This is a genomic window from Salinibacter pepae (assembly GCF_947077775.1).
In the GTDB taxonomy this organism is placed as follows: domain Bacteria; phylum Bacteroidota; class Rhodothermia; order Rhodothermales; family Salinibacteraceae; genus Salinibacter; species Salinibacter pepae.
In genome coordinates this window covers 3077091-3102695 of the sequence record NZ_CAMTTE010000001.1, presented here as the reverse complement: position 1 = coordinate 3102695, position 25605 = coordinate 3077091, and the positions used below count along the sequence as shown (strand labels likewise).

The 25605-nt window shown below is 67.0% G+C and carries 19 protein-coding genes and 1 tRNA gene; 11 read left to right on the top strand and 9 right to left on the bottom strand.

Features of this window, described 5'->3' with window-relative positions; genetic code table 11:
* Nucleotides 1-45: 45 nt before the first annotated feature.
* From OJA40_RS12960 to OJA40_RS12920, 9 genes are all read left to right on the top strand, one after another.
* Nucleotides 46-1350 (top strand): rhodanese-like domain-containing protein, encoded by a 1305-nt coding sequence (locus OJA40_RS12960; protein WP_263809185.1) that lies wholly within the window; start codon nucleotides 46-48, stop codon nucleotides 1348-1350.
* Nucleotides 1351-1530: 180 nt separating this feature from the next.
* Nucleotides 1531-2169: a hypothetical protein gene (locus tag OJA40_RS12955; protein WP_263810848.1), complete on the top strand. Its 639-nt coding sequence runs from the start codon at nucleotides 1531-1533 to the stop codon at nucleotides 2167-2169.
* 158 nt (nucleotides 2170-2327) lie between these two features.
* The gene (locus OJA40_RS12950; RefSeq protein WP_263810847.1) at nucleotides 2328-3674 is read left to right on the top strand and encodes an ABC1 kinase family protein; all 1347 of its coding nucleotides are present in this window, start codon (nucleotides 2328-2330) and stop codon (nucleotides 3672-3674) included.
* A 359-nt stretch (nucleotides 3675-4033) separates the two neighbouring features.
* Nucleotides 4034-4669 (top strand): TetR/AcrR family transcriptional regulator, encoded by a 636-nt coding sequence (locus tag OJA40_RS12945; RefSeq protein ID WP_263810846.1) that lies wholly within the window; start codon nucleotides 4034-4036, stop codon nucleotides 4667-4669.
* A 37-nt stretch (nucleotides 4670-4706) separates the two neighbouring features.
* The gene (locus OJA40_RS12940) at nucleotides 4707-6389 is read left to right on the top strand and encodes a TolC family protein (protein ID WP_263810844.1); all 1683 of its coding nucleotides are present in this window, start codon (nucleotides 4707-4709) and stop codon (nucleotides 6387-6389) included.
* Between the two features lie 104 nt (nucleotides 6390-6493).
* A complete protein-coding gene (locus OJA40_RS12935; RefSeq protein WP_263810843.1) occupies nucleotides 6494-7648 on the top strand; it encodes an efflux RND transporter periplasmic adaptor subunit in 1155 nt (384 codons plus the stop codon).
* 93 nt (nucleotides 7649-7741) lie between these two features.
* Nucleotides 7742-11668: an efflux RND transporter permease subunit gene (locus tag OJA40_RS12930; RefSeq protein WP_263810842.1), complete on the top strand. Its 3927-nt coding sequence runs from the start codon at nucleotides 7742-7744 to the stop codon at nucleotides 11666-11668.
* Between the two features lie 316 nt (nucleotides 11669-11984).
* Nucleotides 11985-13190: a CNNM domain-containing protein gene (locus OJA40_RS12925; RefSeq protein WP_208427490.1), complete on the top strand. Its 1206-nt coding sequence runs from the start codon at nucleotides 11985-11987 to the stop codon at nucleotides 13188-13190.
* Between the two features lie 11 nt (nucleotides 13191-13201).
* The gene (locus tag OJA40_RS12920) at nucleotides 13202-14677 is read left to right on the top strand and encodes a UDP-N-acetylmuramate--L-alanine ligase (RefSeq protein WP_208427489.1); all 1476 of its coding nucleotides are present in this window, start codon (nucleotides 13202-13204) and stop codon (nucleotides 14675-14677) included.
* A gap of 1 nt (nucleotide 14678) precedes the next feature.
* On the opposite strand, the gene OJA40_RS12915 is transcribed toward OJA40_RS12920, so the two are convergent.
* Nucleotides 14679-15749, bottom strand: coding sequence for a cobalamin-independent methionine synthase II family protein (locus OJA40_RS12915; protein ID WP_208427488.1), 1071 nt, complete (start codon nucleotides 15747-15749; stop codon nucleotides 14679-14681).
* 135 nt (nucleotides 15750-15884) lie between these two features.
* Between OJA40_RS12915 and OJA40_RS12910 the strand changes: the two genes are divergently transcribed.
* Both OJA40_RS12910 and OJA40_RS12905 read left to right on the top strand, forming a co-directional pair.
* Entirely contained in the window at nucleotides 15885-16691 is an 807-nt protein-coding gene (locus OJA40_RS12910) for a helical backbone metal receptor (RefSeq protein WP_208427487.1), read from the top strand.
* Between the two features lie 68 nt (nucleotides 16692-16759).
* On the top strand, nucleotides 16760-17980 hold the full coding sequence (locus OJA40_RS12905) for a dipeptidase (RefSeq protein ID WP_263810840.1): 1221 nt from the start codon (nucleotides 16760-16762) through the stop codon (nucleotides 17978-17980).
* A gap of 37 nt (nucleotides 17981-18017) precedes the next feature.
* Here OJA40_RS12905 and OJA40_RS12900 read toward each other — a convergent pair whose 3' ends face one another.
* The 8 genes from OJA40_RS12900 to atpE form a co-directional block, all read right to left on the bottom strand.
* Entirely contained in the window at nucleotides 18018-19283 is a 1266-nt protein-coding gene (locus OJA40_RS12900) for an ATP-dependent DNA helicase (RefSeq protein WP_208427115.1), read from the bottom strand.
* A gap of 64 nt (nucleotides 19284-19347) precedes the next feature.
* On the bottom strand, nucleotides 19348-20814 hold the full coding sequence (locus OJA40_RS12895) for an NAD(P)H-binding protein (protein WP_263810839.1): 1467 nt from the start codon (nucleotides 20812-20814) through the stop codon (nucleotides 19348-19350).
* Nucleotides 20815-20922: 108 nt separating this feature from the next.
* Nucleotides 20923-21012 (bottom strand) — tRNA-Ser (locus OJA40_RS12890).
* A 92-nt stretch (nucleotides 21013-21104) separates the two neighbouring features.
* Nucleotides 21105-22031 (bottom strand): ATP synthase F1 subunit gamma, encoded by a 927-nt coding sequence (gene atpG / locus OJA40_RS12885; protein ID WP_208427117.1) that lies wholly within the window; start codon nucleotides 22029-22031, stop codon nucleotides 21105-21107.
* Between the two features lie 152 nt (nucleotides 22032-22183).
* Complete coding sequence (gene atpA, locus OJA40_RS12880) at nucleotides 22184-23839, bottom strand: F0F1 ATP synthase subunit alpha (RefSeq protein ID WP_208427118.1); 1656 nt, start codon at nucleotides 23837-23839, stop codon at nucleotides 22184-22186.
* A gap of 59 nt (nucleotides 23840-23898) precedes the next feature.
* Nucleotides 23899-24471, bottom strand: coding sequence for an ATP synthase F1 subunit delta (atpH, locus tag OJA40_RS12875; RefSeq protein WP_208427119.1), 573 nt, complete (start codon nucleotides 24469-24471; stop codon nucleotides 23899-23901).
* Between the two features lie 57 nt (nucleotides 24472-24528).
* Nucleotides 24529-25038 carry a F0F1 ATP synthase subunit B gene (gene atpF / locus OJA40_RS12870; RefSeq protein ID WP_263809198.1) on the bottom strand — a complete coding sequence of 170 codons (510 nt, stop codon included), beginning with the start codon at nucleotides 25036-25038 and terminating at the stop codon, nucleotides 24529-24531.
* A 308-nt stretch (nucleotides 25039-25346) separates the two neighbouring features.
* Complete coding sequence (gene atpE, locus OJA40_RS15520; RefSeq protein WP_011403674.1) at nucleotides 25347-25577, bottom strand: ATP synthase F0 subunit C; 231 nt, start codon at nucleotides 25575-25577, stop codon at nucleotides 25347-25349.
* Nucleotides 25578-25605: the final 28 nt, after the last annotated feature.

Genomic DNA, 25605 nt, shown 5'->3' with positions numbered 1-25605 from the left:
AATTCGTTGGCGAGCGTTTTTCTGTTATGCCCCCTCCCCGGACTGATGGAAGAAACGATCCACACCGTCTCCACCGAAGCATTCGCCCTGCAGGCGGAAGCCCCCGACCACACGATTCTCGACGTTCGCCCCATCGCGGCCTATAACGGCTGGCCCCTTCAAGACGAGTCCCGGAGCGGGCACGTACCGGGCGCCAAGAGCCTGCCCCTGCAATGGACGCAGTACATGGACTGGGTGGAGGTGCTCGACGAGAAGGGACTGTCGCAGAATGCCCCCGTGACGGTGTACGGCTACACCGCCGATGCCGCGGCGGAAATGGCGGATAAGCTCTCGCGCCTCGGCTTCGAGGCGGTCGGCGTCTACGACGGCTTTTTGGAGGACTGGGCGCCCGACCCGGACCGGCCCCTCCAGCGCATGGAGCGGTACCGACAGCTCGTCTATCCGGAGTGGGTACAGCGCCTCCGCACCGGCGAGACGCCTCCTGGCATGCGGGGCGACGATCATGTCCTGTGCCACGCGCACTTCGGCTACCGCCAGGACTACGAGGACGGGCACATCCCCGGCGCCATCCCGCTCAACACGAATGCCCTGGAGTCGCCAGAGACGTGGAATCGGCGCTCCCCAGAGGAGTTGAAGTCGGCCCTCGAGGACCACGGCATTCGCCACGACACCACCGTGGTGCTGTATGGGCGCTTCTCCTACCCGACGTACGACCAGGACGATCCCGCCCAGAGCGCGGGTCACCTGGGCGCGATGCGGTGTGCGGCGTTGATGCTGTACGCCGGCGTGGAGGACGTCAAGATCCTCAACGGCGGGATCAGCACGTGGGAGTCCGCCGGCTACGACGTTTCGACCGACGACGTGGAGCCGGCGCCGGTGGATGACTTCGGGGCCGAGGTGCCGACCCATCCGGAGTACATGCTCACCCTCGACGAGGCCGAGGATCTCCTGGAGGCCGACGACGGGGACCTCGTCAGCGTGCGCAGCTGGGCCGAGTTCATTGGGGAGCGCAGCGGCTACCACTACATCGACAAGACCGGCCGCATCCCGGGGGCGGTGTTCGGCAACTGTGGAAGCGACGCCTACCACATGGAGAACTACCGCAATTTCGATTATACGACGCGGGAGTTTTCGGAGATCGCCGGGAAGTGGGCCGAGATGGGCATCACGCCCGACAAGCAGATCGCCTTCTACTGCGGCACGGGCTGGCGCGGCAGCGAGGCGTTTATGAACGCGTACCTGATGGGGTGGCCCCACGTCTCGGTCTACGACGGCGGGTGGTACGAATGGAGCAGCCACCCCGACACGGAGACGGCCACGGGGGTGCCCGAGAACGACGTTGCGGCATAGGGCGCGAATGGATGCGTTTGGGAGGCGACGCGGCCCGATGGGGCCTGCTTCGGCGTCTGGCACCGCGGCCCGTGGAAAATCCCACGGCATCGTGCGTAAGGGAGTGCCCACTGTTCCCTCCTCCTTTTCTTTCGTGGCCCCATTCCCGACCCCGACGCGTTCGCCGAGAAAAAGCAGCTCGTGGAAGCGGCCCTCCGGCTCCGCGGAGCGCAGGAGGCGCCCCTGACCGTGCCGGCGGTCTGTGCTGACGCCGAGGTTGAACGGGCCGTGTTCGAGGCCCACTTCGAGACGGTCGACGAACTGCCCCCGGCCTTCTACGACCTTGCGCTGGAGCAGTACCGGATGCTCACCGCGGCCACGACCGGCTACGAGGACTTCTCCTTCGAGGAGCGACTGGCGTCGTTTTACTACATTCTGCTCGACGCGCTCGGGGAGCACCGCGCATTCGTCCAGGCCACCTTCGACGACCGGGCCCGCTACCAGTCCTCGTTCCGAACCGGGGTGCGGAGCGCCCTCCGCGGCCTCCTAACGGAAGATGGCCTCGTGCCGGGCACAAACCAGCTCGTCACGGGCCTGTGGCCGGTGCACGAGGTGCTGACCGAGGTCACGTTCGCCCTCATCCGCCACTGGATCCGGGACGAAACCGAGGACCAGGAGGCCACCACGGCGCTCGTCGACAAGCTCGTTGCGTTCGTCGCCGAACTGGTGACCTTCCGCGGCGTATCCAGTGGCCTAAATCTTGCCTGGCACATCGTGCAGCACGATTCGCTGGGACTGGGGCGCCTGCCGCTGGTGGGGCGGTTCTTTTCCCGAGGATGATTGCTCCCCTCCGGAACGAGTTGCCTCCATCCGGCGGGTCGTATTGCGTAGTTCGTATTGCGTACTTGCTCCGATACGCACCACGCAATACGCAATACTTCGGTCCGTGGGGCCGTTTACCGATTTTGCGTAGGACTCCTCCACACGGCACTTCTGCAATGAGTTCAGACGACGCTTCCGACGACTTTCCCGCCTCCAAGCTGGAGCGGAGCGGCCTCTTCGCCAAGACGGGACTGAAGGTGGGAAAGAACTACGCCCAGTACCTCATGGACCGGGCCACCGGCGCGGACGATCCGGAAGCGCGGAAGCGAGAGCTCAACGCACAGAACGCCCGCGATCTCTTCGAGGAGTTTACCCGCCTCCGCGGGACGGCCCTCAAGCTCGCCCAGTCGATGAGCATGGACACCGGGCTGCTGCCGGACGAGTTCATGGAGGTGATGGCGGAGGCACAGTACAGCGTGCCCCCGATGAACAAAGCGCTGGTGCGCAAGCGGATTCGGGACGGGCTCGGGCGCTTTCCGGAACTGCTCTTCGACGACTTCGAGCCGGAGGCAATGGCCGCCGCCTCGCTCGGCCAGGTCCACCGGGCACGCCTGGACGACGGGCGGGCGGTCGCGGTGAAGGTGCAGTATCCGAACGTGCGGGAGACCATCGAGTCCGACCTGTCGGTGGCCCGCACGCTGTTCGAGCGCCTGATTCAGGGCGACGGGGTGGACGCCCACTTTGAGGAGGTGAAGGCCCGGCTCCAGGAGGAAACAGACTACCTGAACGAGGCGCAGAACATCGACCACTTCGCGGACCAGTACGACGGGGAGAAACTCGTCGTCCCCCGCCCGGTCCCCGACCGGACGGCCGAGACGGTCCTGACGATGACACACGTGGACGGCCGGCACCTCGATGCCTTCCTCGATGCGGATCCGGGCCCAGGCGAGCGCGATCGATTTGGGCAGCTGCTGTGGGACTTTCTCCACGAGCAGGTGGCGGGCAATGCCCGTACTCTCCACGCCGACACCCATCCCGGCAACTTCCTCTTCCGCGACGACGGGCGGCTCGGGGTCATCGACTTCGGCTGCGTGAAGACCTTTCCCCAGCAGTTCCGCGACGACATGCTGCGCCTCTTCCGGGCCCGCATGGCCGACGACGAGGACCAGATCACCGACCTCCTGTACACCCTCGACATCCTCCACGACGGCCTCCCGGCAGAGACCCAAGAGGAACTGCGCCACTTCTTCGACGAGTACGGCTCGCTCATCGTAGAGCCCTACCGCCAGTCGTCCTTCAACTTCGGCGACCCGGCGTTTCGGAACCGCCTGCAGGACTGCTTCGAGCAGGCCTCCCACCTCCGCGCCGCCACAGGGTCTCCGCACTTCATCTTTCTCAACAAGGCCCTGGTCGGCCTGCTCAACCTGCTGACCCGGCTTGAGGCCCGCGTGGACACCACCGAAAGCCTGTCGCTCCTGAACGAGTCGCTGGAGGGACTCGGCTGCGCCGCGGTGGAGCGCTAGTGCGCGGCACGGGGCACCGCTCTCGGCCCCAGGCCTCGCCTCCACGGAGGCCATCCCCATCTGGATCCGGGGGTTCAATACGGGGGCATCCAGTGGAGCCCCCCCCACGACGCCCGCCTTCAGAAACGACCGGCCGGCCCCGACCACGGTCGCTCCTTCGCAGGATCCCCGTCCGATCTTCATGGCGCGTTTCCCAAACGCGGCGAACGGACCGCCCGACAAGTGACTATATGGTCACTCAGTGACTCAGCAGTCATATTCTGACCGTTCAGCCATCCGGGCGCTTTCGCTTCATGGCCAGTTCCTCCGATCCGTCTCTGTCCCGTCGCGAGCGTGAGCGCAGGCGACGACGACAGGCCATGCTCGATGCCGCACGGGCCGTCTTCGCGGAGGAGGGATACGCCGACGCGACGCTCGACGAGATTGCGGAGCGGGCGGAGTTCGGCAAGGGGACGCTGTACAACTACTTCGAAGGGGGAAAGGAAGAGCTCTTTCTCGCCGTTTTCGACGAGGCCTCCCAGGAGCTGGAAGGGCTCATCCGGACGGTCTTCCACGCGTCCCCCGGCGCCCGTCCGCTGCGGGACACGGTCCACGAGTTCGTGGTGCGCTACTTCGAGATGGTTCGCGACCAGCAGGACCTGTTTCTCGTCCTGGTGAAGGAGATTCACACCATTGCGTTCAGCGACGAGACCGAGCGCGTCGAGTTTTTCGAGAGGCAGCAGGAGCGTGTGCTGGGCACTCTTGTGCCTGTGCTCCGTGAGGCAATGGACCAGGCGGAGATTCGACGCCTCTCCCCCACACTGGTGGCGAACGTCCTGTTCACGAGCCTTCGGAGCATGGGGACGCACCACATTCTCGAAGGCAACCACGCCCCCACCAACGGCCCCGCCGGCGCGGTTCGGCCCCTGGACAACCCCGACCGGGCGGCCGACGCCCTAACGACCATTCTGTTCGACGGTCTGGCGGTTGGGGATGCCTCCTCGGCCTCTGCGTGACGTGTTCGATCCTCCCTCCGACGTGACGACGCCTCTCATGCGTACCTTCTATTCCTCGCTTTTGGCCGTCGGGCTTGCGGTGTGCGCCTGCGCGGTTCTTCTGGCACCGTCGGCCGCACCGGCCCAGCCGATTGAGCCGATCCGCCCCTCGGACACCACAGCCCGCCCAGCCCCCTCACAGGACCGGGCATCCGCGCGTGGCCGGTCGGGCACCCCGCTCTCCGTCACCGACGCAATTCAGGTCGCCCTGGAGGAGAGCTATTCCCTGCGGGACGTGCAGCTCGACGTGCGCAACGCCGACGCCCGCATTCAGAGCGCGTGGGGGCGGTTGTACCCCCAGCTCGACGCCACCGGCAATTACACCCGCAATATCAGGACCGCCAACCCGTTCGCGGGCAGCGACGTTACAGGGCTCTTCTCCGGCGGCGGCGCGTCGGAGTGGGTTACGTTCAACGAACAGCGCCGGACGGATGGGGACCCGAATACCGCCCCCATCACCATCGAGGAGTTTCGGAGGCGCCAGCAGGCCGGGCGCCGAGAGGCCGGCATTACGCCGGGCAGTGGAGGAGGAAATCCATTTGGGGTGGCCAACCAGTTCAACGGGGCCCTCCGCCTCCGGCAGACGCTCTACAACGGCCAGGCCATCGCGGCGGTGCAGGGGGCCCAGACGCTCAAGGACCTCAACCAGACGGCCCTCGATCGGCAAAAGCGGGTGCTCGTCAACGAGGTGCGGCAGGCCTACCACGACGCCCTGCTGGCCCGCGAGCAGATCGACGTGGCCCGGCAGGGCCTACAGCGGGCGCAAGAGACATTCCGGGAGGTGTCCCAGCAGGTCTCGGCCGGCACCGTGCCGAAGTCCGAGCGCCTGAGCGCAGAGGTGGAGCGGGCCAACCGCGAGACGCAACTGGTGCAGGCCCGCTCCGACTACGCCTCGGCCCTCGATGGGTTGAAGCAGACCATGGGCATTGACGCCGACGCCGCAATCCAACTCACCGACGACTTAGAGGCCGGCCCGCGCGACCAGTACGCGGAGGTCTCGGTCCAGAGTGCCGTAGATCGGGCCCTCCGAAACCGGTCAGATTTGGAGCGGGCCCGCCTCAACGCCGAGCTGCAAGAGGTGCGCAAGGACACGGAACAGGCCCGCTACTTTCCCACCGTCGCGGCGGTGGCAAACCTGTCGATGTCCGGGCGCGTCCCGAGCGACCGGACCTCCGTGATTTCGGACCCGACCGACCCGTTTGAGTTCGACACGCGGACACGGGGTGTCTTTGCGGACTCGTACTGGAACCCCTCGCTCAGCGTCGGCCTGGAGCTGAGCTGGACCCTCTTCGACGGCTTTCAGCGGCGGTCGAGCATTCAACAGCAGGAGGTGGCGGTGCAGCGCGCCGAGCTGCAGGTGTCTCAGCTCCGCCAGTCCGTCCGCATTCAGGTGCAACGCGCCCTGCGGAATCTGGAGGCGGCGCGCCAGCGGATTCAATCCCAGTCCACGAACCTGGAGACCGCCCGCACCAACTACCGCTTCGCCCAGCAGCGACTCGGGCAGGGCGTCTCCAGCCCGTTTCGGGTGCGCGAGGCCTCGCGGCAGCTCGACCAGAGCCGCCTCAACTACCTGCGGGCCGTCCGGGATTACCTGAACGCCAAGAGCGCCTTCGAGACCGCCGTCGGACAGCCCGCCGGGGTGCCGGACGCCGCCTCCTTCGAGACCGCCCGTCTCGAATAACGCGCCGTCTCCGCCCGCCCCGGCGGTCCGCGTCAGAACGGCTCCGTCTACGCGTCATGCCTTTCGGCCCTTCTCCCTTTCCGACAACGTTTCCCCGCTTCGCGATGCATTGGCCCACGGTTTCTTTCTTCTCCTGGTCGCGCCCGGTCGCGGCCGCACTGCTCCTCAGCCTCTTGGCAGGAACGACTGCGTGTACCAACGGCGCCGCCTCGGAGGGGGCCGGTCAGGGGCGCACGCCCCAGGCCTCGCGGGTGGAAACCCTCGTCCTGTCCCCCAGCTCGTTCACCGATGTCGTTAGCCTGACCGGCAGCGTGGAGGCCCTCGACGACGCCACGCTCTCGGCCCAGACCAGCGGCCCCGTGACGATGCTTCGGGACCTGGGCACGCGCGTGGAGGAGGACGAGATCGTGGCCGAGATCGACGCAGAAGAGGCCGAGGCGGCAGTCGAGCAGGCACGCGCCCAGTACGACCTGGCCCGGGATCGCTTCCAGCGCCAGCAGCCGCTGTACCGCGACTCCGTGATCAGCGCGTTGGAGTTTGAGCAGGTGCGCTCGGAGCGCAACCAGGCCCGGGCCGCGCTCTCCCAGGCCCAAACCCGGCTCAACAACGCGCAGATACGAGCGCCCTTTGCCGGCAGCATCGAGGAGCGGTTTACGGAGGTGGGCGAGCAGGCCTCGCCGGGCACTCGAATCGCGCGCCTGGTGAACACCCGACGGGTCAAGGTCACCGCCGGCGTTCCGGAGCGCTACGCCAACGACATTCAGGTGGGCACGCCCGTGCAGCTCGACTTTCGGCGCTACGGGGCGGGGGTCCGCACCGCCGAAGTCACGTTCGTGGGACGCACAATTGACCCTGAGAGCCGCACCTTCAGCATCGAGGCGACCGTGTCGAACGAGCGCGGCACACTGAAGCCCGAGATGGGCGTCAACCTCCGTGTCACCCGCGCCGTCATTGACAGCGCCATCACGATTCCCCGCTCGGCCGTCGTTCGGGACGAGTCCGGCACGCACGCCTACGTGGCGGAGCGAACCGACTCGACGGACGTGGCCCGGAAACGCACCCTCGCGCTCGGCCCCTCCAGCGGGGGACGCGTCGTCGTAGAGTCGGGCCTCTCCGCCACCGACGAGGTCATCGTTGTGGGACAGAACGACGTGTCCCCGGGGGCCCCGGTCAGCATTGCCCAGCAGTACGATAGCACCACGGCGGCGGGCACGCCGTACGAGGGCAGCTCGTCGCTGCCCACCCCGCCGACCGACTGAACAGGACTGAACAGGAATGCCCTTCAGTGGCAAGGGGCGGCGCCCCCCACGCCGCGATAGACACTCTGCCTTGCACCATCCGTCCCCTCCGCGATGACGATCACGAACCTCTCGATCAAGTACCGCACGGCAATTGCCGTCTTCACGCTGATCCTGGCGGTCGGCGGGCTGGCGAGCTACCTCACGATTCCGAAGGAGTCAAACCCGTCGATCGAGTTCCCGCAGATCGTCGTAACGTCGGTCTACCCGGGCGCCAGTCCGAGCGACGTGGAGTCGACCGTCTCTCAGGTGATCGAGCAGGAGATCAGTTCCATCAACGGCATCGACGAGATGCGCTCCACCTCCTCGGAGGGGGTCTCCACCATCGTCGTCGAGTTTACGCCGGACGTGAACACGGACAAGGCCTACCAGGAGGTGAACCGGGCCGTGGACCGCGCCCAGCCCGACCTGCCCGAGGCCGTAGAGGAGCCGCTGGTCGACGAGATCAACACCGACCAGTTCCCCATCATGACGGTCAACCTCTCCGGCACCTATTCGCTGGCGCGGCTGAAGACGGTGGCCGAGGACCTGCAGGACGACCTCGAAGGCATTTCCAGCGTGCTGGAGGCCAACCTGATTGGGGGGCTCACGCGCGAGGTGCAGGTGAACGTGGACCTGGCGGCCCTCAAAAACTACAACGTCTCCTACAACAGCCTGGTGAACACCATCCAGCAGGAGAACACGAACATCCCGGGGGGCTCCATCGACGTGAACCGACTGAACTACCTCGTTCGGGTTGACGGCCAGTTCGACCAGCCGGCCCAGCAGATCGAAGAACTGGTGGTCAAGACCACCGCGAACGGTCGCACCGTACAGGTGAAAGACGTCGCGGACGTCATTTTCGGCTTCAAGGACCGCACGTCCTATTCTCGCCTCCGCGTCCTGAAGCGAGAGCGCGCGGACGGCGAAACCGTATCCGTGCCCGCGTCGGAGCGCCGCACGGCTCAGGTCATCTCGCTAAACGTCACGAAGCGCCCCGGCGCCAACATTCTGGAGACCTCCGACGCGGTGAAGTCGACCCTCGATGCGTTCAGCTTTCCCAGCGGCACGGAGGTGCTGCTGACCGGGGATCAGAGTGAGAACGTACAGTCGCTGGTGACGGACCTGGAGAACAACATCATTAGCGGCCTGATCTTCGTGATCGCCGTGCTGCTGTTCTTCCTGGGGGTGCGCAACGCCACGCTCGTGGGCATCGCCATTCCGCTGTCCATGTTTACCAGCTTCCTCGTCTTTCAGGCGCTAGGGTACACCCTCAACTTCATTATCCTCTTTTCCCTCATCATCGCCCTGGGCATGCTGGTGGACAACGCGGTGGTGGTGATCGAAAACATCTACCGCTTCCGGGAGCAGGGCTATTCGCGGTGGGAGTCCGCCCGGCTGGGCACCGCCGAAGTGGGGGGGCCGGTGGTCGCCGCCACCGCCACGACGGTCTCGGCCTTCGCTCCGATGCTGCTCTGGCCCGGCATCATTGGGGAGTTTATGAGCTATATGCCCCTCACGCTCATCATTACGCTCACGAGTTCGCTGTTCGTGGCCCTCATCATCAACCCGGTCATTACGGGCTTCTTCGTGGAGGTGAAGGGCCGATCGAACGGGGAGAAGGGCTCCTCGCAGTGGCCGGCCCTGGCGCGATACGGCGGCGTGGGGCTGATTCTGCTCCTGGGCGTGACCCTCGGCATCGCGAACTGGAAGACGCTGGTCGTGGTCGCGACGGCGGTTCCGGCGCTCTACCTTCTGCACGTCTACGTGATGTCCCCCATCGGCGATCGCTTCGTCGAGAGCGGCCTGCCGCGCCTGATCCGCTGGTACCGCGGCTACCTGCAGCGGATGCTGGAGCGCGACTACTCGGTGCCGTACGCCTTCTTGCGCAACACGGGCGCGCTGACGGCCCTGGCCGCCGGCGCCCTGCTGGCCGCCGGGGGCGGCCTGATCACGACGGTGGCCGGCCAGACCGCCGGCCTGCTGCTGCTCGTGCCGGGCGGCGCGCTGGCGGCCCTCGGCGCCCTCGGCGTTCTGGTGCACACCCTCGAAAGCATCTACCTGGGCGGCTGGACGAGCGTGAAGGGGGGCGGTGGCCTGCTCGCCGTGATGCTCGCCGTGCTCGGGCTCAACTACCTTGCCGGCGGCATCGGCCTCAGGACCCTGCTTCGCCTGGCGGCGGCCCCCGTGTTCGTCGTGGGGGTGGGCCTCATTGGGGCCCTCTTCAACACCCGCGACCGCCTTCTGCTGACGGACACCCGGGCGGCGCTCCTGAACAGCTCGCTCGGCGGCCTCGTGCTCATCGTCGGGCTCTACCTGGTCGCCCCCACCGGCCAGGCGTTCTTTCCCGACACGGACCCGAACCGGGTGCAAATTACCGCCGAGGCGCCGCTGGGCACCAACATCGAGGCCTCCAACCGCATCGCCCAGACGGTGGGGGACCGCATCCTGACGCTGCTGGACCAGAACCCGAACTCGGAGGCCAACATCGAAAACCTCCTGGTAAATGTGGGGGTGGGCGGGGACGCCCAGTTCGGCGGCGGGGCCCAGCAGCCCGAGCGCTCCCGCGTCTCCCTCAACATGGTGGACTACGCCGAGCGGCCGGAGTCGTCCACCCGCACCCTGGAGAAGATGCGTGCCCAACTGCAGGGCATTCCGGGCACCGAGATTGAGTTTACGAAGCAGGAGCAGGGCCCCCCGACCGGCCCCCCGGTCAACATTGAACTCTCGGGGCCGGAGTTTGAGCGGATTGTCCAGATCTCGAACGAGGTCAAGCGCCGGCTCACGGACGCGGCCCAGAGCGGGCGCCTCCCCGGCCTCGTCGATGTCACCGACAACCTGAACACCGGACGGCCCGAGGTGCAGGTCGACGTGGACCGCGCCCAGGCGGCGGAGTACGGCCTCTCGACGAGCCAGATCGCCCAGACGGTGCGGACCGCCATCCAGGGCACGGAGGCCGACACCTACCGCAGCGGGGAGGACGAGTACGACATCACCGTGCGCCTCCAGAAGCAGGACCGGAAGAGCATCGAGAGCCTCGGGAGCCTGACCGTGACCAACCCCCGCGGCCAGCAGATTCCCCTCACCTCGGTGGCCGACATTGAGGAAGGGACCGGCTTCGGGTCCATCACCCGAATCGACCAGAACCGCGTGGTGACCGTCTCCGGCGCCGCCGCCCCCGGCTACAACGGCCCAGAGGTGCTAACCCGCGTGCAGGACGAGCTCTCCGAGTACCGGCAGGGCCTGCCTCCGGGCTACACGATGGAGTACACCGGGGGCAACGAGGATCAGCAAGAGTCCTTCGGCTTCCTCACGACGGCGCTCCTGATCGGGGCCTCCCTGATTTTGCTCATCCTCATCGTGGAGTTCAACTCGATCAGCGCCCCGTTCATCATCATGGTCGCCGTGGGCCTGAGCATGATCGGTGTCCTGCTGGGTCTCATTCTCACGCGCACGCCCTTCAACCTCTTCACCTTCATCGGCATCATTGCCCTGGCCGGCATCGTGGTGAACAACAACATTGTGCTGGTCGACTACATCATGCAGCTCCGCGGGCGCGGCCAGGACAAGCAGGCGGCCATCGTTGAGGGCGGCGCGACGCGCCTGCGGCCGGTCCTCCTCACTGCCCTCACGACCATTCTCGGCCTCGTTCCCCTCACCTTCGGCATCAACGTCGACTTCGTAGGCCTGCTGGCCGACTTCGCCCCAAACTTCCAGTTCGGAAGCGAAAATACGCAGTTCTGGGGCCCCATGGGGACGGCCATCATCTCGGGGCTCACCTTTGCCACCTTTCTCACCCTCGTCATCGTCCCCGTCATGTACTCGGTATTTGATTCCGTGAGCCTGCGCCTGACGACGGCCTTTGGCGGCAGCTCGGACGACGCCTCAATCGTCAGCGAGACGGTCGTGACGGACAGCCTGCTCGATGACGGCTCCCCCGGCGACGGGGCCCCGGCGGGCGACTCCTCGACGCCACAGGCGGATCGTCCCCCCAAGACGTGAAGGCGAGGACGCCCCCTCTGTCTTTCACGGTCGCATCGGGGCCGGAAGACGGCCGCTTGGGCCCGGACGAACGCGTGAAAATCTCGTGTTGCGCCCGCATTGCCGCCGGGCGGATCCGTCGCCCGCTGGGGGCCTTCGGCCTCGCCCCCACCGCCTCGGCCGCGCCCAAGAAACCGAAAGCCCCCATCCGCATTTATGAGGGGTCCGTTTGCAACACGACCTGGAACGCGTCCTGGGCACTCTGCGGGCGCCCGGATGGGGTCCCCTTTTCGGCCCTGTCCCCCCCGACTGTTCTTGAGCTCTCCGCTGATCGCGAATGGGATTACTTCTCCTCTACGTTGCACTGGCGATCGGGGTCTCTTTCCTGTGCTCCGTGATGGAGGCCGTCTTGCTAAGCGTGACGCCCTCCTACGTAGCGGCCCTGGAGCGCGAGGGGAGCACGGTCGGCAAGCGGCTGCACCAGTTCAAGGAGAACGTCGACCGCCCGCTGGCAGCCATCCTGAGCCTCAACACGATCGCCCACACCGTGGGCGCGGCCGGCGTGGGCGCGCAGGCTGCCGTCGTCTTTGGGGAGGCCTATACCGGCATCGTCGCGGGCGTCCTCACCCTTCTGATTCTCGTTCTCTCGGAAATCATTCCGAAGACCCTCGGGGCGGTCTACTGGAGAACGCTCACCCCGGCACTCGTTCGCCTCCTCACGGCGACGATCATCGTGATGTGGCCCCTCGTGAAGCTGTCGCAGGGCCTGACGTACCTGCTCTCGCAGGACCAGGACGAGGCGGCCTTCAGCCGCGAGGAGTTCACGGCGATGGCCGAGCTCGGGGAGGAGGAGGGCGTCTTCGAGGAAAAAGAGTCCCGCATCCTGCGGAACCTCTTCCGCTTCAATTCCCTGCGGGTGAAGGACGTGATGACCCCCCGCACCGTCATCTTCCAGATGCCGGAGCACAGAACGATCGGCGACATGGTGGAGGAGCACGACGAGTTTCGGTTCTCCCGAATTCCGGTCTACGACGACGACCCGGACGACATTACCGGCTACGTGCTCAAGGACGAGATGCTCCTCCGGGCCGCCCAGGAGGAGTTCGACGTCTCCCTCTCGGAGATCTCCCGCGACATTCTGGTGGTGCACGAGACCCTGGCCCTGCCCGACCTGCTGGAGCGCCTGCTCGATCGCCTGGAGCACATCGCGCTCGTGGTGGACGAGTACGGCGGGGTGGCGGGGGTCGTCACGATGGAGGACGTGGTCGAAACGCTCCTCGGGCTTGAGATCGTGGACGAGGCCGACTCCGTGGAGGACATGCAGGCCCTCGCCCGCAAGCAGTGGTTCAAGCGCGCCCGCGAGCTGGGCATGGTCTCCGACGAGGCGCTGGAGGCCCCCACCAACGCCGAGGCCGAGACATCCAGTGAGACCGTCCTGGAGTCCGATACCACCGCCGAGACGGAGTCGCAGGTGGCCGCCGAGATGGCGCGGCGGTCCTCGTCGGAGTCCCCGACGGACGAACAGCCCTCCGACCGTTCCTGATGTAGCGCCGTATGCCTCGTCCCGTCGACGACCTGCCGGACGCGTCGCTCCGGCAGTTCTCGCGTCCCGACGTGCCGCCGCCCGCCCAGATCGAAGATGTCCACCTCATTGGCATCTGTGGGACGGGCATGGGGGCCCTGGCCGGCCTCTTCCACCAGGCCGGGCGCGACGTTCGGGGGAGCGACGACGGGGTGTACCCGCCCATGAGCACCCATCTCGCCGAGCGGGGCATTCCGGTCCACAACGGCTACGCCCCCTCGCACCTCGTGCCCCCTCCCGACCTGACGGTCGTCGGCAACGCCTGCACGCCGACCCACCCGGAGGCCGCACACGCCCGCGAGGAGCGCCTTCCGCAGCAGTCGTTTCCCGAGGCCCTCGCCCATCATTTCCTTCGGGAGCGGCGCCCCCTCGTCGTCGCCGGCACGCACGGGAAAACCACCACCACGGGCCTGCTCGTGCACCTGCTCCGGCACGCCGGCGTCGACCCCGGGTTTCTTGTTGGCGGGGTCATGGAGGACGCGGAGCAGAGCTACGCGCTGGGCTCGGATGCCCCCTTCGTGGTGGAGGGCGACGAGTACGACAGCGCGTACTTCGACAAGCAGCCCAAGTTTTTGCACTATCGCCCGCAATCGGCCATCGTCACCTCCCTGGAGTTCGACCACGCGGACATCTTTGTCGACCGGGACGACTATCGAGGGGCCTTCGAGGAGTTCGTCGGCCGCCTGCCCCGCGACGGGCACCTGGCCCTCTGTGGCGACGCCCCCGCCGTGCGGGCCCTCGCCGCCCACACCCGAGCCCCGGTCCGGACCTACGGGCTCGCCCCCTCCAACGACGTGTGTGCCGAGGCCCTGACGCCCACCGGAAGCGCCCTGTCGTTCACCCTGCGCATGGGCCGGCACCGTGAGGAGGTCCGCCTCCCCCTCCCGGGGCGGCACAACGTGCAAAACGCGCTGGCGGCCGCCCTGCTCGCCCGTCGAGAAGGCGTGTCCCCCTCCACCATTGCGACGGGGCTCGCCTCGTTCGGGGGCATGAAGCGGCGCCAGCAGGTCCGCGGCCGCCCCAACGACGTGCTCGTGGTCGACGACTTTGCGCACCACCCCACCGCCGTAGAGGCCACCGTGGAGGCCCTCCGGGCGGCCCATCCGGACCGGCGGCTCGTCGCCATCTTCGAGCCCCGGTCCAACACGAGCCGGCGCACACGCTTCGAGGCCGCCTACGGGACCGCCTTCGACGCCGCCGACCGCGTGTTTCTGAAGGCCCCGCCGGTGCGTCACAACGACGACGCCGACGCGATGCTCGACCCGACGGCCGTGGCCCACACGATCCGCGACCGCGGCGTCCCCGCCGAGGTGTTCGAGGATGTCGACGCCGTGCTCCCCACCCTTGCAGACACGCTGCAGCCCGGCGACGTGGCCCTCCTCATGAGCAACGGCCGCTTCGGCGGCCTGCCCGAGCGCCTGCCCGACGCGCTGGCGCAATCGGAATGAGCTATTCCGGAAGCCCGAGCGTCTGCCGCGCCCGCCTCGTCCCCTCCACCCGCGCCTCGATCTTGTCGAACGCGGTGCGTCGGGCCGTGGACCGGTCGTCCCCGAACGGCGAAAAGCCACAGTCATCGGTGGTCCCGAGTCGCTCCGGCGAAAGGTGCTCCGCCGCCCGTAAAATCGTGTCACGCACCTCCTCGGGCGACTCCACACGAGGATCGTTCACGTCCGTCACGCCGAGGAAGATCGTCTGGGCGTCCGTGCTGTGCTCGCGCACAACGTCGAGCACGCGCGCCGGCTCGTCCTCGCTGGCGAACTGCATGTAGAAGCGCCCCACGTTCAGGTCGAAAAGCAGGGGCAGAAGCTCTGCGTAGTCCACGTCGGCGCTGTGGGTGGAGTCCTTGTCGCCCCCCGGACAGGTGTGCACGCCGATTCGCTGGCGCGCCTCGTCGGAGAAGCGGTCGAGGACGCGGTTGTTGAGCGCCACAAACTCGCGAAGCAACTCCTTCGAGGGGTCGAGCTTCACCGCGAGTCGGCCCTCCGTAAAGTCCATTTGGACGGCGTGCGCCCCGGCGTCGAGGCACCGGCGAATGTCGGCCTCCACCGCGTCGACCAGGTCTTCCAGAAACGCCGCGCGCGAGTACCCGTCGAGGCCGTCGTCCGGGTAGAGGAAACTAAGGGCCGAGGCCGATATGACGCTCTGCTTCACCGGCACACTCGCGTAGGCCTGGGCGCGCTCCAGGTACCCTGCCGCGTAGGTCTGGTAGCGGAAGGGGCCTGCGGTGAGGCGGGGCAGGGTGCGGGTGTGTCCCGCCTCGAACGGAATTTCGACCCCGCCGGGCTCGACGTTGTCGGCCCCCTCAATTGGGTAGGTCAGAAAGCTGGGCTTGGCCTGCTCCCCATCCGTGATGACGGGCGAGCCGGTGTCCTCGAACGCGCCGACGGTGGCCCGCAGGGCCCGGTCGGCAATCTGATCGAGGGCCTCCTGGCTCAGGTCGCCCCGTCGGTACGCCTTCAGGCCCTCGATGACCTCTTCGGGGCGGGGAATGCTGCCGATGGGCTCGGTGGGAAGGGACATGGGGGGTGCGACTTGAAAGGGAGAATGCGGGCCGACCACACGCCCCAGCCTCCGAAACGATTCTTCTCTCCAGGAATCAACCCGGCTCAAGCCGTCGTTTTGCAATACTCAACCCTCTCATAGTCCAGTTTTCCAATGCCTACCGCCACCGACGCCCGCGGCCACCCCGTCACACTCGACCACCGGCCCCGCCGGATCCTCTCCCTGGTGCCCAGCCAGACGGAACTGCTGGCGCATCTGGACCTGGCGGACGAGGTCGTCGGCATCACCCGCTTCTGTGAGCGGCCCGAACACTGGCGCTCGGAAAAGGCCATCGTCGGCGGCACGAAGCAGGTCGACTTCGACACCGTCCGCGACCTGGACCCGGACCTCGTTCTCGCCAACCACGAGGAGAACACGGCCGAGGACGTCGAGACGCTCGATGAGATTGCGCCGGTGTTCGTCACGGAGGTGAAGACCGTTGAGGACGCCCTCGGCATGATCCGCACGGTGGGCACGCTCACGGAAACGTCCGACCAAACCTCCACCCTGGTCGGCAAGATTATTTCGCGCTTCGAGTCCCTGCCCGATTTTACTTCCCTCCGCGCCGCCTATCTCATCTGGCGCGACCCCTACATGACCGTCGGGAATGACACGTTCATCCATGACGTGATGCACTGGGGCGGCCTCGAAAACGCCTACGGCGATCAAACCCGGTACCCGGACGTGACGATCGCCGACCTTGCCGGGCAGGACCTGGACGTCGTCCTCTGTTCCAGCGAGCCCTTTCCCTTCCACGAAAAGGACGCCTTCACGGCCGACCTCCGCGAGGCCCTCCCCGAGACGTCGGTCGAGGTCGTGGACGGCCAGCCGTTCTCGTGGTACGGCCCGCGGCTTCTCGACACCCCGTCGTACCTGAAGACCCTGCGCGAGCGCCTGCCCGTCCCTGCACCGCGCAGGTGATCCCCCCGCTTCGGCATCCCCCCGTCCCCTCTCTGGAGGATTCTTCTTTCCACCGCCCCGCCTTCGTCATGCCGGCCCCGCCCTCTTCTTTGATCGTTGGCTCCTTCGTGCTTCTTCTGATGGGGAACGGGGTCTCTCAGGCACAGCCCGCCGCGTCGATCGAGGCCCGGGCCGACCGCCTCGTCCAGGCCTCCCTCCTCGTGGACGGCCACGTCGACCTGCCCTCCCGCCTGAATGACTTCTACGAAAACCCGGCCGACTCCACGGTGGGGGGCGACGTCGACTACCCGCGGGCCCGGGCCGGCGGCCTCGACGCGCCCTTCATGTCCATCTACATTCCCCCATACCTGCAGAGCAACCCCGCCGCCGCGACGAACCGGGCCAACGCGCTCATCGACCTGGTGGAGACGATCGCGACGGATCACCCGACCGAGTTTGCACTGGCAACCTCGCCGAACGAGGTGCGGCAGATTGCCACGACGGAGGCCGTGGCCCTTCCCTTGGGAATGGAAAACGGCGCCGGCCTCGGCGGCGACCTCGACAACGTGGAGCACTTCTACGAGCGCGGCATCCGGCACATCACCCTCACGCACGGCGCGCACAACCGACTCGGGGATTCGTCCTACGACGACGCCGAGCCGCGGTGGAGCGGACTGAGTCCGTTCGGGGCGGACGTGGTGGCGGAAATGAACCGGCTCGGCATCATGGTGGATGTCTCCCACGTCACCGACGCGACGGCCCGGGACGCGATTGAGGCGTCGGCGGCGCCCGTCATTGCCTCCCATTCCTCCTGCCGCCACTTCACCCCCGGCTGGGAACGCAACGTGAGCGACGCACTCATCCAGGGCATTGCCGACACGGGCGGCGTCGTGATGATTACGTTCGGGTCCTCCTTCCTGCGCACCGAATACCGAGAACAGGACGACCCGATTCGTGCGGAGATGAACGCCCACATCGACGCGAGGGGCTGGGCGAAGGACTCGCGCGAGGCCATTCTCTACGAAGAAAAAATCCGTGACGAACATCCGATCGGCACGGTACAGGACGTGGCCGACCACATCGACCACGCCGTGGGCCTTGTCGGGGCCGAACACGTGGGCCTGGGCTCCGACTTCGACGGCGTCTTTGCGCTGCCGGAGGGCCTGCAGGACGCGTCGGGCTACCCCGTCCTCGTCGCCGAGCTCCTCCGGCGCGGCTACTCGGACCCAGAGATTCAGCAGATCCTCGGGACGAATCTGCTTCGCGTCTGGACGGAGGTGGAGGCCGTCGCGGAGCGGCGTTCCGAGTGAGGACGTATCGTTCCGGGCCCGAGGCGCCTCTGGCTTTTCACACCAGCAGTGCAAGCCGCCGGGACGGGCGCGTGACGGCCACGTACAGGAGGGCCCCCCGCTCCTCGCCCCGACACACGCGCAGGTCGCGGTGGTCCACGAACACGGTGTCGTAGGTGGAGCCCTGCGCCCGGTGCACGGTCGTGGCGTACGCGTAGTCGACGCGGGCGAAGCGCTCGCGGAGGTCGAAAAACCGATCCCACGTGGACGGGTCGTCCTCGGCCTTGTTGCGCCGGCGTTCTAGCGCATTCTCGTATCGCTCCCGCTCCTCCTCGTGCAGCACGTGAATCGTGCGCGTGAGGCCGCGCCCCGGCGTGCGGATCTTCAGTTCCCAGACGGTCCACTCGCTCTGGTCGTCGGCCTCGAACGTTTCCACCTGGGCCTTCTTGACGCGCACCTCTTCGCTGTTGGTGAGCCGCTGCACGCCATCGTAGTACCAGGTTTCGGTGCCGACCAGCCACTCCCCCTCCACGAACCGGTCCGCGTCGGCCCCGTACCGTTCGGCGCGAATCTCGCGGTTGTAGCGGCGCACCGTCTTGTTGCGGTAGGCGAGCACCCGGGCGTGGGTCGCGTCCTCCGCAAACGCGTCGGCGTCGAAGGCCCTCAGGATGCTGTCCAGAAATTCCTCCCGGTTGCGCGTGACGGCCACGCCCTTTCCGTCCTCGAAGGTGCTGCCGAAGCGGCCGTCGGCCCCGGTGCGAATCTTGGTCGCGAGCTCGAGGATCGGATTGTCGGCCGCCTGGCGGTGGATGGTTTCCAGGGTGGGGCCCGGCACGTCGAGCGCGGGCGACGGGTCCTCGTTGACCGGGGGCAGCTGCGCCGGATCGCCCACGAAGAGCCACTGCACCCAGAAGGGCGCGTCCTGAATGTGGGACCACTCCTCACGGCCAATCATGGACGCCTCGTCGACGATCACCACCCCCTCGGCGAAGTTGCGTTCCTCCTCCGCCACCAGCTCATACTCCCCGTCCTGTTTCGGCTGCAGTCGGAGGCCCAGGAAGGAGTGGAGCGTCTGCATCTGCACGGGGGCGTCGCCGAGCTCGTCGCTCAGCACCTGCACCGCCTTGTGGGTCGGGGCGCAGACGGTCACCGTGCAGTCCTCGTCCAGCAGCTGCTCCACGAGGCGACTCACGAGGTACGTTTTCCCAGTGCCTGCGTATCCGCGCAGCCCCGTAAACCGCTCGCCCTGCGCGAGGCGATCGTAGACGTGGTCGTACGCCTCTTCCTGGTCCTCGGTAAACGGCGCGTCGGCAAAGGTAGACATCGAGGGTCAAAACGGCCCGAGCGGATCGGGCGGAACAGGGTTCGTGAGGCAGAGCAGGCACGACCTACGAGGAGGGGCCGTGGAGGGCGGACGAAACGGAGGGCGTTTCGGACTGTCGTTGCGTGAGGCGCTCCAGGTGCTGCCGGAAGCCCCACATCACCACGAGGTGGGCGAGTGCCTGCGTGCTGTTGTAGACGTACCACGGCAGCCGGGGCGAGAAGTCGTGGATGGCGGCCAGAACGGCCTCGCCCCCCAGCACCTGCCGAAATTCGAGACGACCGGACCGCTCGCCGTCGCCCTGTGCCAGCAGCCCGCCGGTCACGAAGAAGAGCTGCCGCCCTTCGGGACTGCGGTCGGCCGCAAACCGGAGCTTGAGGAGGGTGCCGACGGGGCGCAGCTCGAAGTGCGCGACCCGCCCGTGCTCCACGTGCACCTGCAGCATGGGCCACCCCAGGCGCGGCAGCCATCGCAGGTACTCGTCCGCCACGTCCCGCGCCGTAAACTCCGGGGGGCACGGCATGCGTTGCACCGAGCGGACCACGCTCTGGTCGCGGATGACGGCGTCTTCTTGCTCCCGCAGATCGTCTCGCGGGTTGGGCAGCGGGTGGCCGCGTGCGTCCACGGAGGCCTCCAGGGCCCCCTCAAACGACAGGGCGTCGTGCTGGAGCCACCGGTGCATCTCGTTCGGCTGCACGCGCGTCTGGAACCGCAGGCTGTCGATCACGGGCGTCACGAGGGCCCAGGGCACGCTTCCGAAGAGCCAGACCCAGAGCTTCGAGAGGCGGGGCGACTCCATCGGCACCGTCGTGGTGCGGCGCCGGAGCCCCAGCACGTCGGCGGTGCGCAGCAGCATCTCGTGGTAGCTCATTGCCTCGGGCCCTCCCACGTCGTAGGTGGCCTCGTACGTCTCCGGATTGCCCAGGCTTTTTTCCAGCCCCCGCACCACGTCCCGGAGGGCAATGGGCTGGGTCTCGGCCCGGGTCCAGGACGGCAGGACCATGACGGGGAGGCGTCGGACCAGATTGAGCAGCATGCTCAGCCACGTGCCGCCCGCCCCCACGATCAGCCCGGCCCGGAGCGTCGTCAGCGGGACGGACGTGGAGCCGAGGACCGCCTCCATCTCGAGCCGGCGCCGGAGGGGCGACGGCAGGGGGCTTTTGTCCTCGGGGATGAGCGCCCCGAGGTACAGAATCTGGTCGACGCCCTCCGCTTCGGCCGCCCGTGCAAAGTTGTCGGCCTGCAGGAGATCGAGGTCGGCCACCTGGCCCTGCGTGAGCCGGGCCGACGGGAGCATGGAGTGGACGAGGTAGATGGCGTAGTCGGCCCCCTCCAGTCCGTCCTGCACCGCGTAGGGGTCGAAGAGGTCGGCGTGTCGCCACTCCTCGGCGGAGGCCGGCCCCGCGTTCGCCTGGGCCCGCACCGGCGATCGCGTGAGCCCAACCACGTTGTACGCGTCCCGCAGGGCGTCCCGCAACGCCGTGCCCACAAAGCCCGTGGCTCCGGCGATGGCGACGGTGGGACGACTGGACATAGACTCGGCCATCAGGGAGAGTCGTCGTGAGGGGCAAGCCCACGCAGAACGCGGAGGGCCCGAAAAAGAAAAGGCCCGTCCCGACAGGATCGGGACCGGCGCGGACGGCGGAGAGGGGGGGATTCGAACCCCCGAAACGGCTCATCACCGTTTACTCCCTTAGCAGGGGAGCGCCTTCGACCGCTCGGCCACCTCTCCGTCTTCTGGTCTTGTGGTATGTTGCGCCGCGGACAGTGTTGCACGGGCGCGACGCCCCCCGCCGCGAACGGGTGCTCTGCCCAATCTGGGTTCTACCCGGATTCTTCGAGGGCCTCCGCCCCGCTGGTAATGTCCAGCAGCTCACGGGTAATGGCGCTCTGCCGGGCCCGGTTGTACTCAAGGGTAAGGTCCTCGATCAGCTCCTCGGCGTTGGAGGTCGCGTTGTCCATCGCCACCATCCGCGCGCCCTGCTCGGCTGCGTTCGATTCGAGAAGCGCCCGCCACACCTGGTAGTACAGGTAGCGGGGGACGAGCTCATCAAGCAACGCAGGGGCCCCCGGCTCGAAGATGTAGTCGATGGCCCGGCCGTTCGCCGGGAGGTCAAAGCCATCGGCCTCTTCCTCCATGACCGGCGTCTCGAACCGCTCCTCCGGGATGGGCAGCAGGGGTTCTACGATCTGGTTCTGGACGATGGTGTTCTTGAACTCGTTGTAGACGAGTTTCACCTCGCCCCAGATGCCGCGTTCGAAGCCTTCCACCGCATCCTCCACGACCTGTTGGGCCACCTCGAAGTTGAGGCCGTCAAAAACGCCTTTGTAGTCACCGACGAGGCGGTGGTCCCGCTTCTGAAAGTGCTTGTGCCCCTTTTTTCCGACACACAGCAGGAACAGGTCGTCCGCCGACTGCGTCTCCGCGTAGGTGGTCTCGATCAGGTGCTCCGCGGTGTTGATGGCGTCGCTGTTGAAGGACCCGCAGAGCCCACGGTCGGCCGTGATCACGATCACCAGGGCCCCGGAGGCCTCGTCGGGCGCCTGGAAGAAGGGGTGGGCCGTGGGGTCGAGCTCCTGCTTGAGGTGATTGGTAAGCTCCCCGATTTTGTACGCGTAGGGCCGTGCCCGAAAGATCTTCTCTTGGGCCCGCCGCAGCTTCGCCGCCGCCACCATCTTCATGGCCCGGGTCACCTGCTTGGTGTTCTCGATCGAGTCGATCCGGTTCCGAATGTCGCGAAGGTTCGCCATGGATCAGGCAGGGGGGTCGTCGTGCAGGAGTGGGAATGGGGACGGCCAACAGGCAGTGGAGGAAGCGCGGGCGCTTCGTCCGAGGCCGCCCCGATCGGTTCGCGGGGGACTGATCAAGCCGCGTCGCCGCGCAGCGGGGCCGCGGCGAGGGGCTACGCCGTCGCGCCTTCGTCGGCGAGCACGTCTTCCTCTTCCTCCTCTTCGTCCTCAGCGTAGACATCGGCAATGTCCGCAGCGACCTCTTCGAAGGCTTCTTCGGCCGCGTCGGTAAGCTCTTCGGTCTCGCGGATCTCGGTCAGCACGTCTTCGTGACGGAGGCGGAGGCGCTCCAGGTACTCCTCCTCGAAGTCCTCGATGTCGTCGACCGGCACGTCGTCAAGGTGGCCGTTGATGGCCGCGTAGATGATGGCGACCTGCTCCTCGACCGGGACCGGCGAAAACTCGTTCTGGTTCAGAATCTCGACGAGCCGCTCCCCGCGGTTGAGCTGCTGCTGCGTAGAGGGGTCGAGGTCGGACCCAAACTTGGCGAAGGCCTCCAGCTCGCGGTACTGAGAGAGGTCGATCCGGAGGGTCCCGGCCACGTCTTTCATCGCGTCCACCTGCGCGGAGCCGCCCACGCGGGAGACCGATCCTCCGACGTCGATGGCCGGCCGGATGCCCGCGTTGAAGAGGTCGGTCTCCAGGTAAATCTGGCCGTCGGTAATCGAGATGACGTTTGTCGGGATGTAGGCGGACACGTCGCCGGCCTGCGTCTCAATAACCGGCAGGGCCGTGAGCGAGCCCCCGCCCTGCACCTTGTCCTGGAGCGCATCGGGGAGGCCGTTCATCTGGGCGGCCACCTCCTCGTCACTGATGATCTTCGCGGCCCGCTCGAGCAGGCGGCTGTGGAGGTAAAAGATGTCGCCCGGGTAGGCCTCGCGGCCGGGCGGGCGACGCAGCAGGAGCGAAAGCTCCCGGTAGGCCACGGCCTGCTTCGAGAGGTCGTCGAAGCACACGAGCGAGTCCCGCCCCGTGTCGCGGAAGTACTCGCCGATGCAGGCCCCGGCAAACGGAGCGACGTACTGCAGGGGCGTCGGCATGGAGGCGGAGGCGTTGACGATCACCGTATGCTCCATCGCCCCGTTGCGCTCCAGGTCGCGCTGCACCTGCGCCACCGTCGAGTCCTTCTGCCCCACCGCCACGTAGACACAGTAGACGGGATCGCCGCTGTCCGTGCCCTCCTGGTGGGTCTTCTTCTGGTTGATGATCGTGTCGGTCAGAACCGCCGTCTTTCCGGTCTGGCGGTCCCCGATGACCAGCTCACGCTGGCCGCGCCCGACCGGGATCATCGAGTCGATGGCCTTGATGCCCGTCTGCAGGGGCTCCTCGACCGGCTCCCGGTAGATGACACCGGGCGCCTTTCGCTCCAGCGGGAGCACCGTCTTCTCGCCCTCGATGGGCCCTTTGCCGTCGAGCGGGCGCCCCAGCGGATCGATGACACGACCCAGCATGTTCTCGTTCACACCGACCGACGCGATGCGTCCGGTGCGACGCGCCTCGTCGCCCTCACTCACCGCGTCGACGTCGCCGAAGAGAATGACCCCCACGTTGTCCTCTTCGAGATTCAGGACCATGCCCTCCACGTCCTGCTCGGGAAACTCCACGAGCTCGCTCGCCTGGGCGTTGCTCAGGCCGTAGAGGGTTGCGATGCCGTCACCGGCCTCCAGCACGGTCCCGGCCTCGTACTCCTCCGCCTCGGTTTCAAAATCGCCAAGTTCGCGACGGAGAATGTCGGTGACCTCGTCGGGTCGGATGCTACCGTTGGACATGGAAGGATCGAGAGATCAAGTCGTGAAGAACAAGTGGGACGGCGGCGGGCCGCGGAGGGCTACGCCCCGTCGTCGAGGGCATTTTCCGAAAGGGTCGCCTCACGGAGCCGGTCGTGGAGGGCGCCGAGCTGGCTGCGCACGCTGGCGTCGAAGACACGGTCCCCAATTCGGACCACAAGCCCCCCGATCAGGTCCGCGTCCTCGTGCAGGTGGAGGCGAATCTCCTTGCCCGTTTTCTCCTCCAGACTCCTCACGAGCGCCGTGCGGGTCTCGTCGGCCAGGGGGCGGGCCACCGTGACCTCCGCATCCACGATGCCGCGCTGTTCGTCGCGAAGGGTCTGGTACTGATCGAGAATGGCCTCCGTCATCGTCTCGCGGTCCTTCCGGATCAGCAGCCGAAGGAATCGCACCGTCAGGCCTTCGACCCGATCGCCCAGGAGCTCACGGACAATGGAATCCTTCTTGTCCTGCGGGATCACGGGGCTTTCGAAGACCCGGACCAGCGGGCGGTTGGAGTCGAGACTCTCAAGAAGCATCCGGATGTCCTCGTCGACGGCCTCAAGGACGCCATTCGCGTTGGCTTCTTCGTATAACGCGGCGGCGTACCGCCGGGTGACCGTGCGCTGGCTCATACGGCTGTCTGGAGTAAAAGATTGGGCGCGCGGGCCGGGTCCATCCCATCCCGGGCGCTAATTCGTCGGGAAGTCGTCGAGGGCGTCGTCCACGAGCTGCCGGTGCCGGTCGGCGTCCAAGTCGTTCTCGATGATTTTCTGAGCCGCCTCGATGGCGAGGTCGGCCACCTCATCACGGAGCTCCTGGAGGGCCGCCTGCTTCTCACGCTCGATTTCGGCCTGGGCCTGCTCCTTCATCTCCTGGATCTCACGGCGCGTTTTGGCCTTCTCCTCCTCGCGGAGCTCTTCGGCCGAGTCGCGAGCCTCCCGAAGGATCTGCTGGGCCTTCTGCTCTGCCTCGCGGCGGGCCTTTTCGTTCTCCGCTTGAATCGCCTTGGCCTCTTCGAGGGCCTCTTCGGCGCGCTGGATGGAGTGCTCAATCTCCTCCTCTCGCTCCTCCAGCGACTCGGTGATCGGCCCCCACCCGAATCGGTAGAGGATGTAGAGGAAGATCAGGAACGCGACGGTTTTCCAGAAAATGAGCCCCACCGATGGGGTGACGAGGCTCTGGGCAAACAGGGCGGTCATAGGCAAAGGACAAACCGGACGACGAAATTTAACTGCAGGGCGCGGGCGCGAGGGCAACACGATGGAGGCCGACAACGGGCCGCCGCCCCGGGCGGGGGCCTCGGGGCGCCTCGTGGGCCTCGGCCGTGGCATCGGGAGACGCATCCCCGAACCGTTGTGGCGGGAAGAGTGCGGCGGACGGCCACGTTCTTCTGGGCGGGGCGGGCCGCTTGCAACGCTGCCCCTCGCACCGTCGAGTCTCTAATCGTGCCCGACCCGAGGCAGCGTGGACTGCACGTGCGCCCTCTCGTTCCGTTTCGGCACGGCCGTTAGACGAAGAGAACGAGGAGGAGGCAAATAATGAGGGCAAACAGGGCCACACCCTCAATAAGACCGGCAGAGACAATCATTAGGCCTCGAATGTCTCCGGCAGCTTCGGGCTGGCGAGCCGCCCCGTCCATCGAGGAGCTGGCCAGCCGGCCAATTCCGATCGCGGCGCCAACGGCAGAAATGCCGGCTCCGAGACCGGCGGCGAGGTATGCAAGAGCAGCGGGGTCCATAGTGTTCTTCTCCGAGTGTGATGTGTAC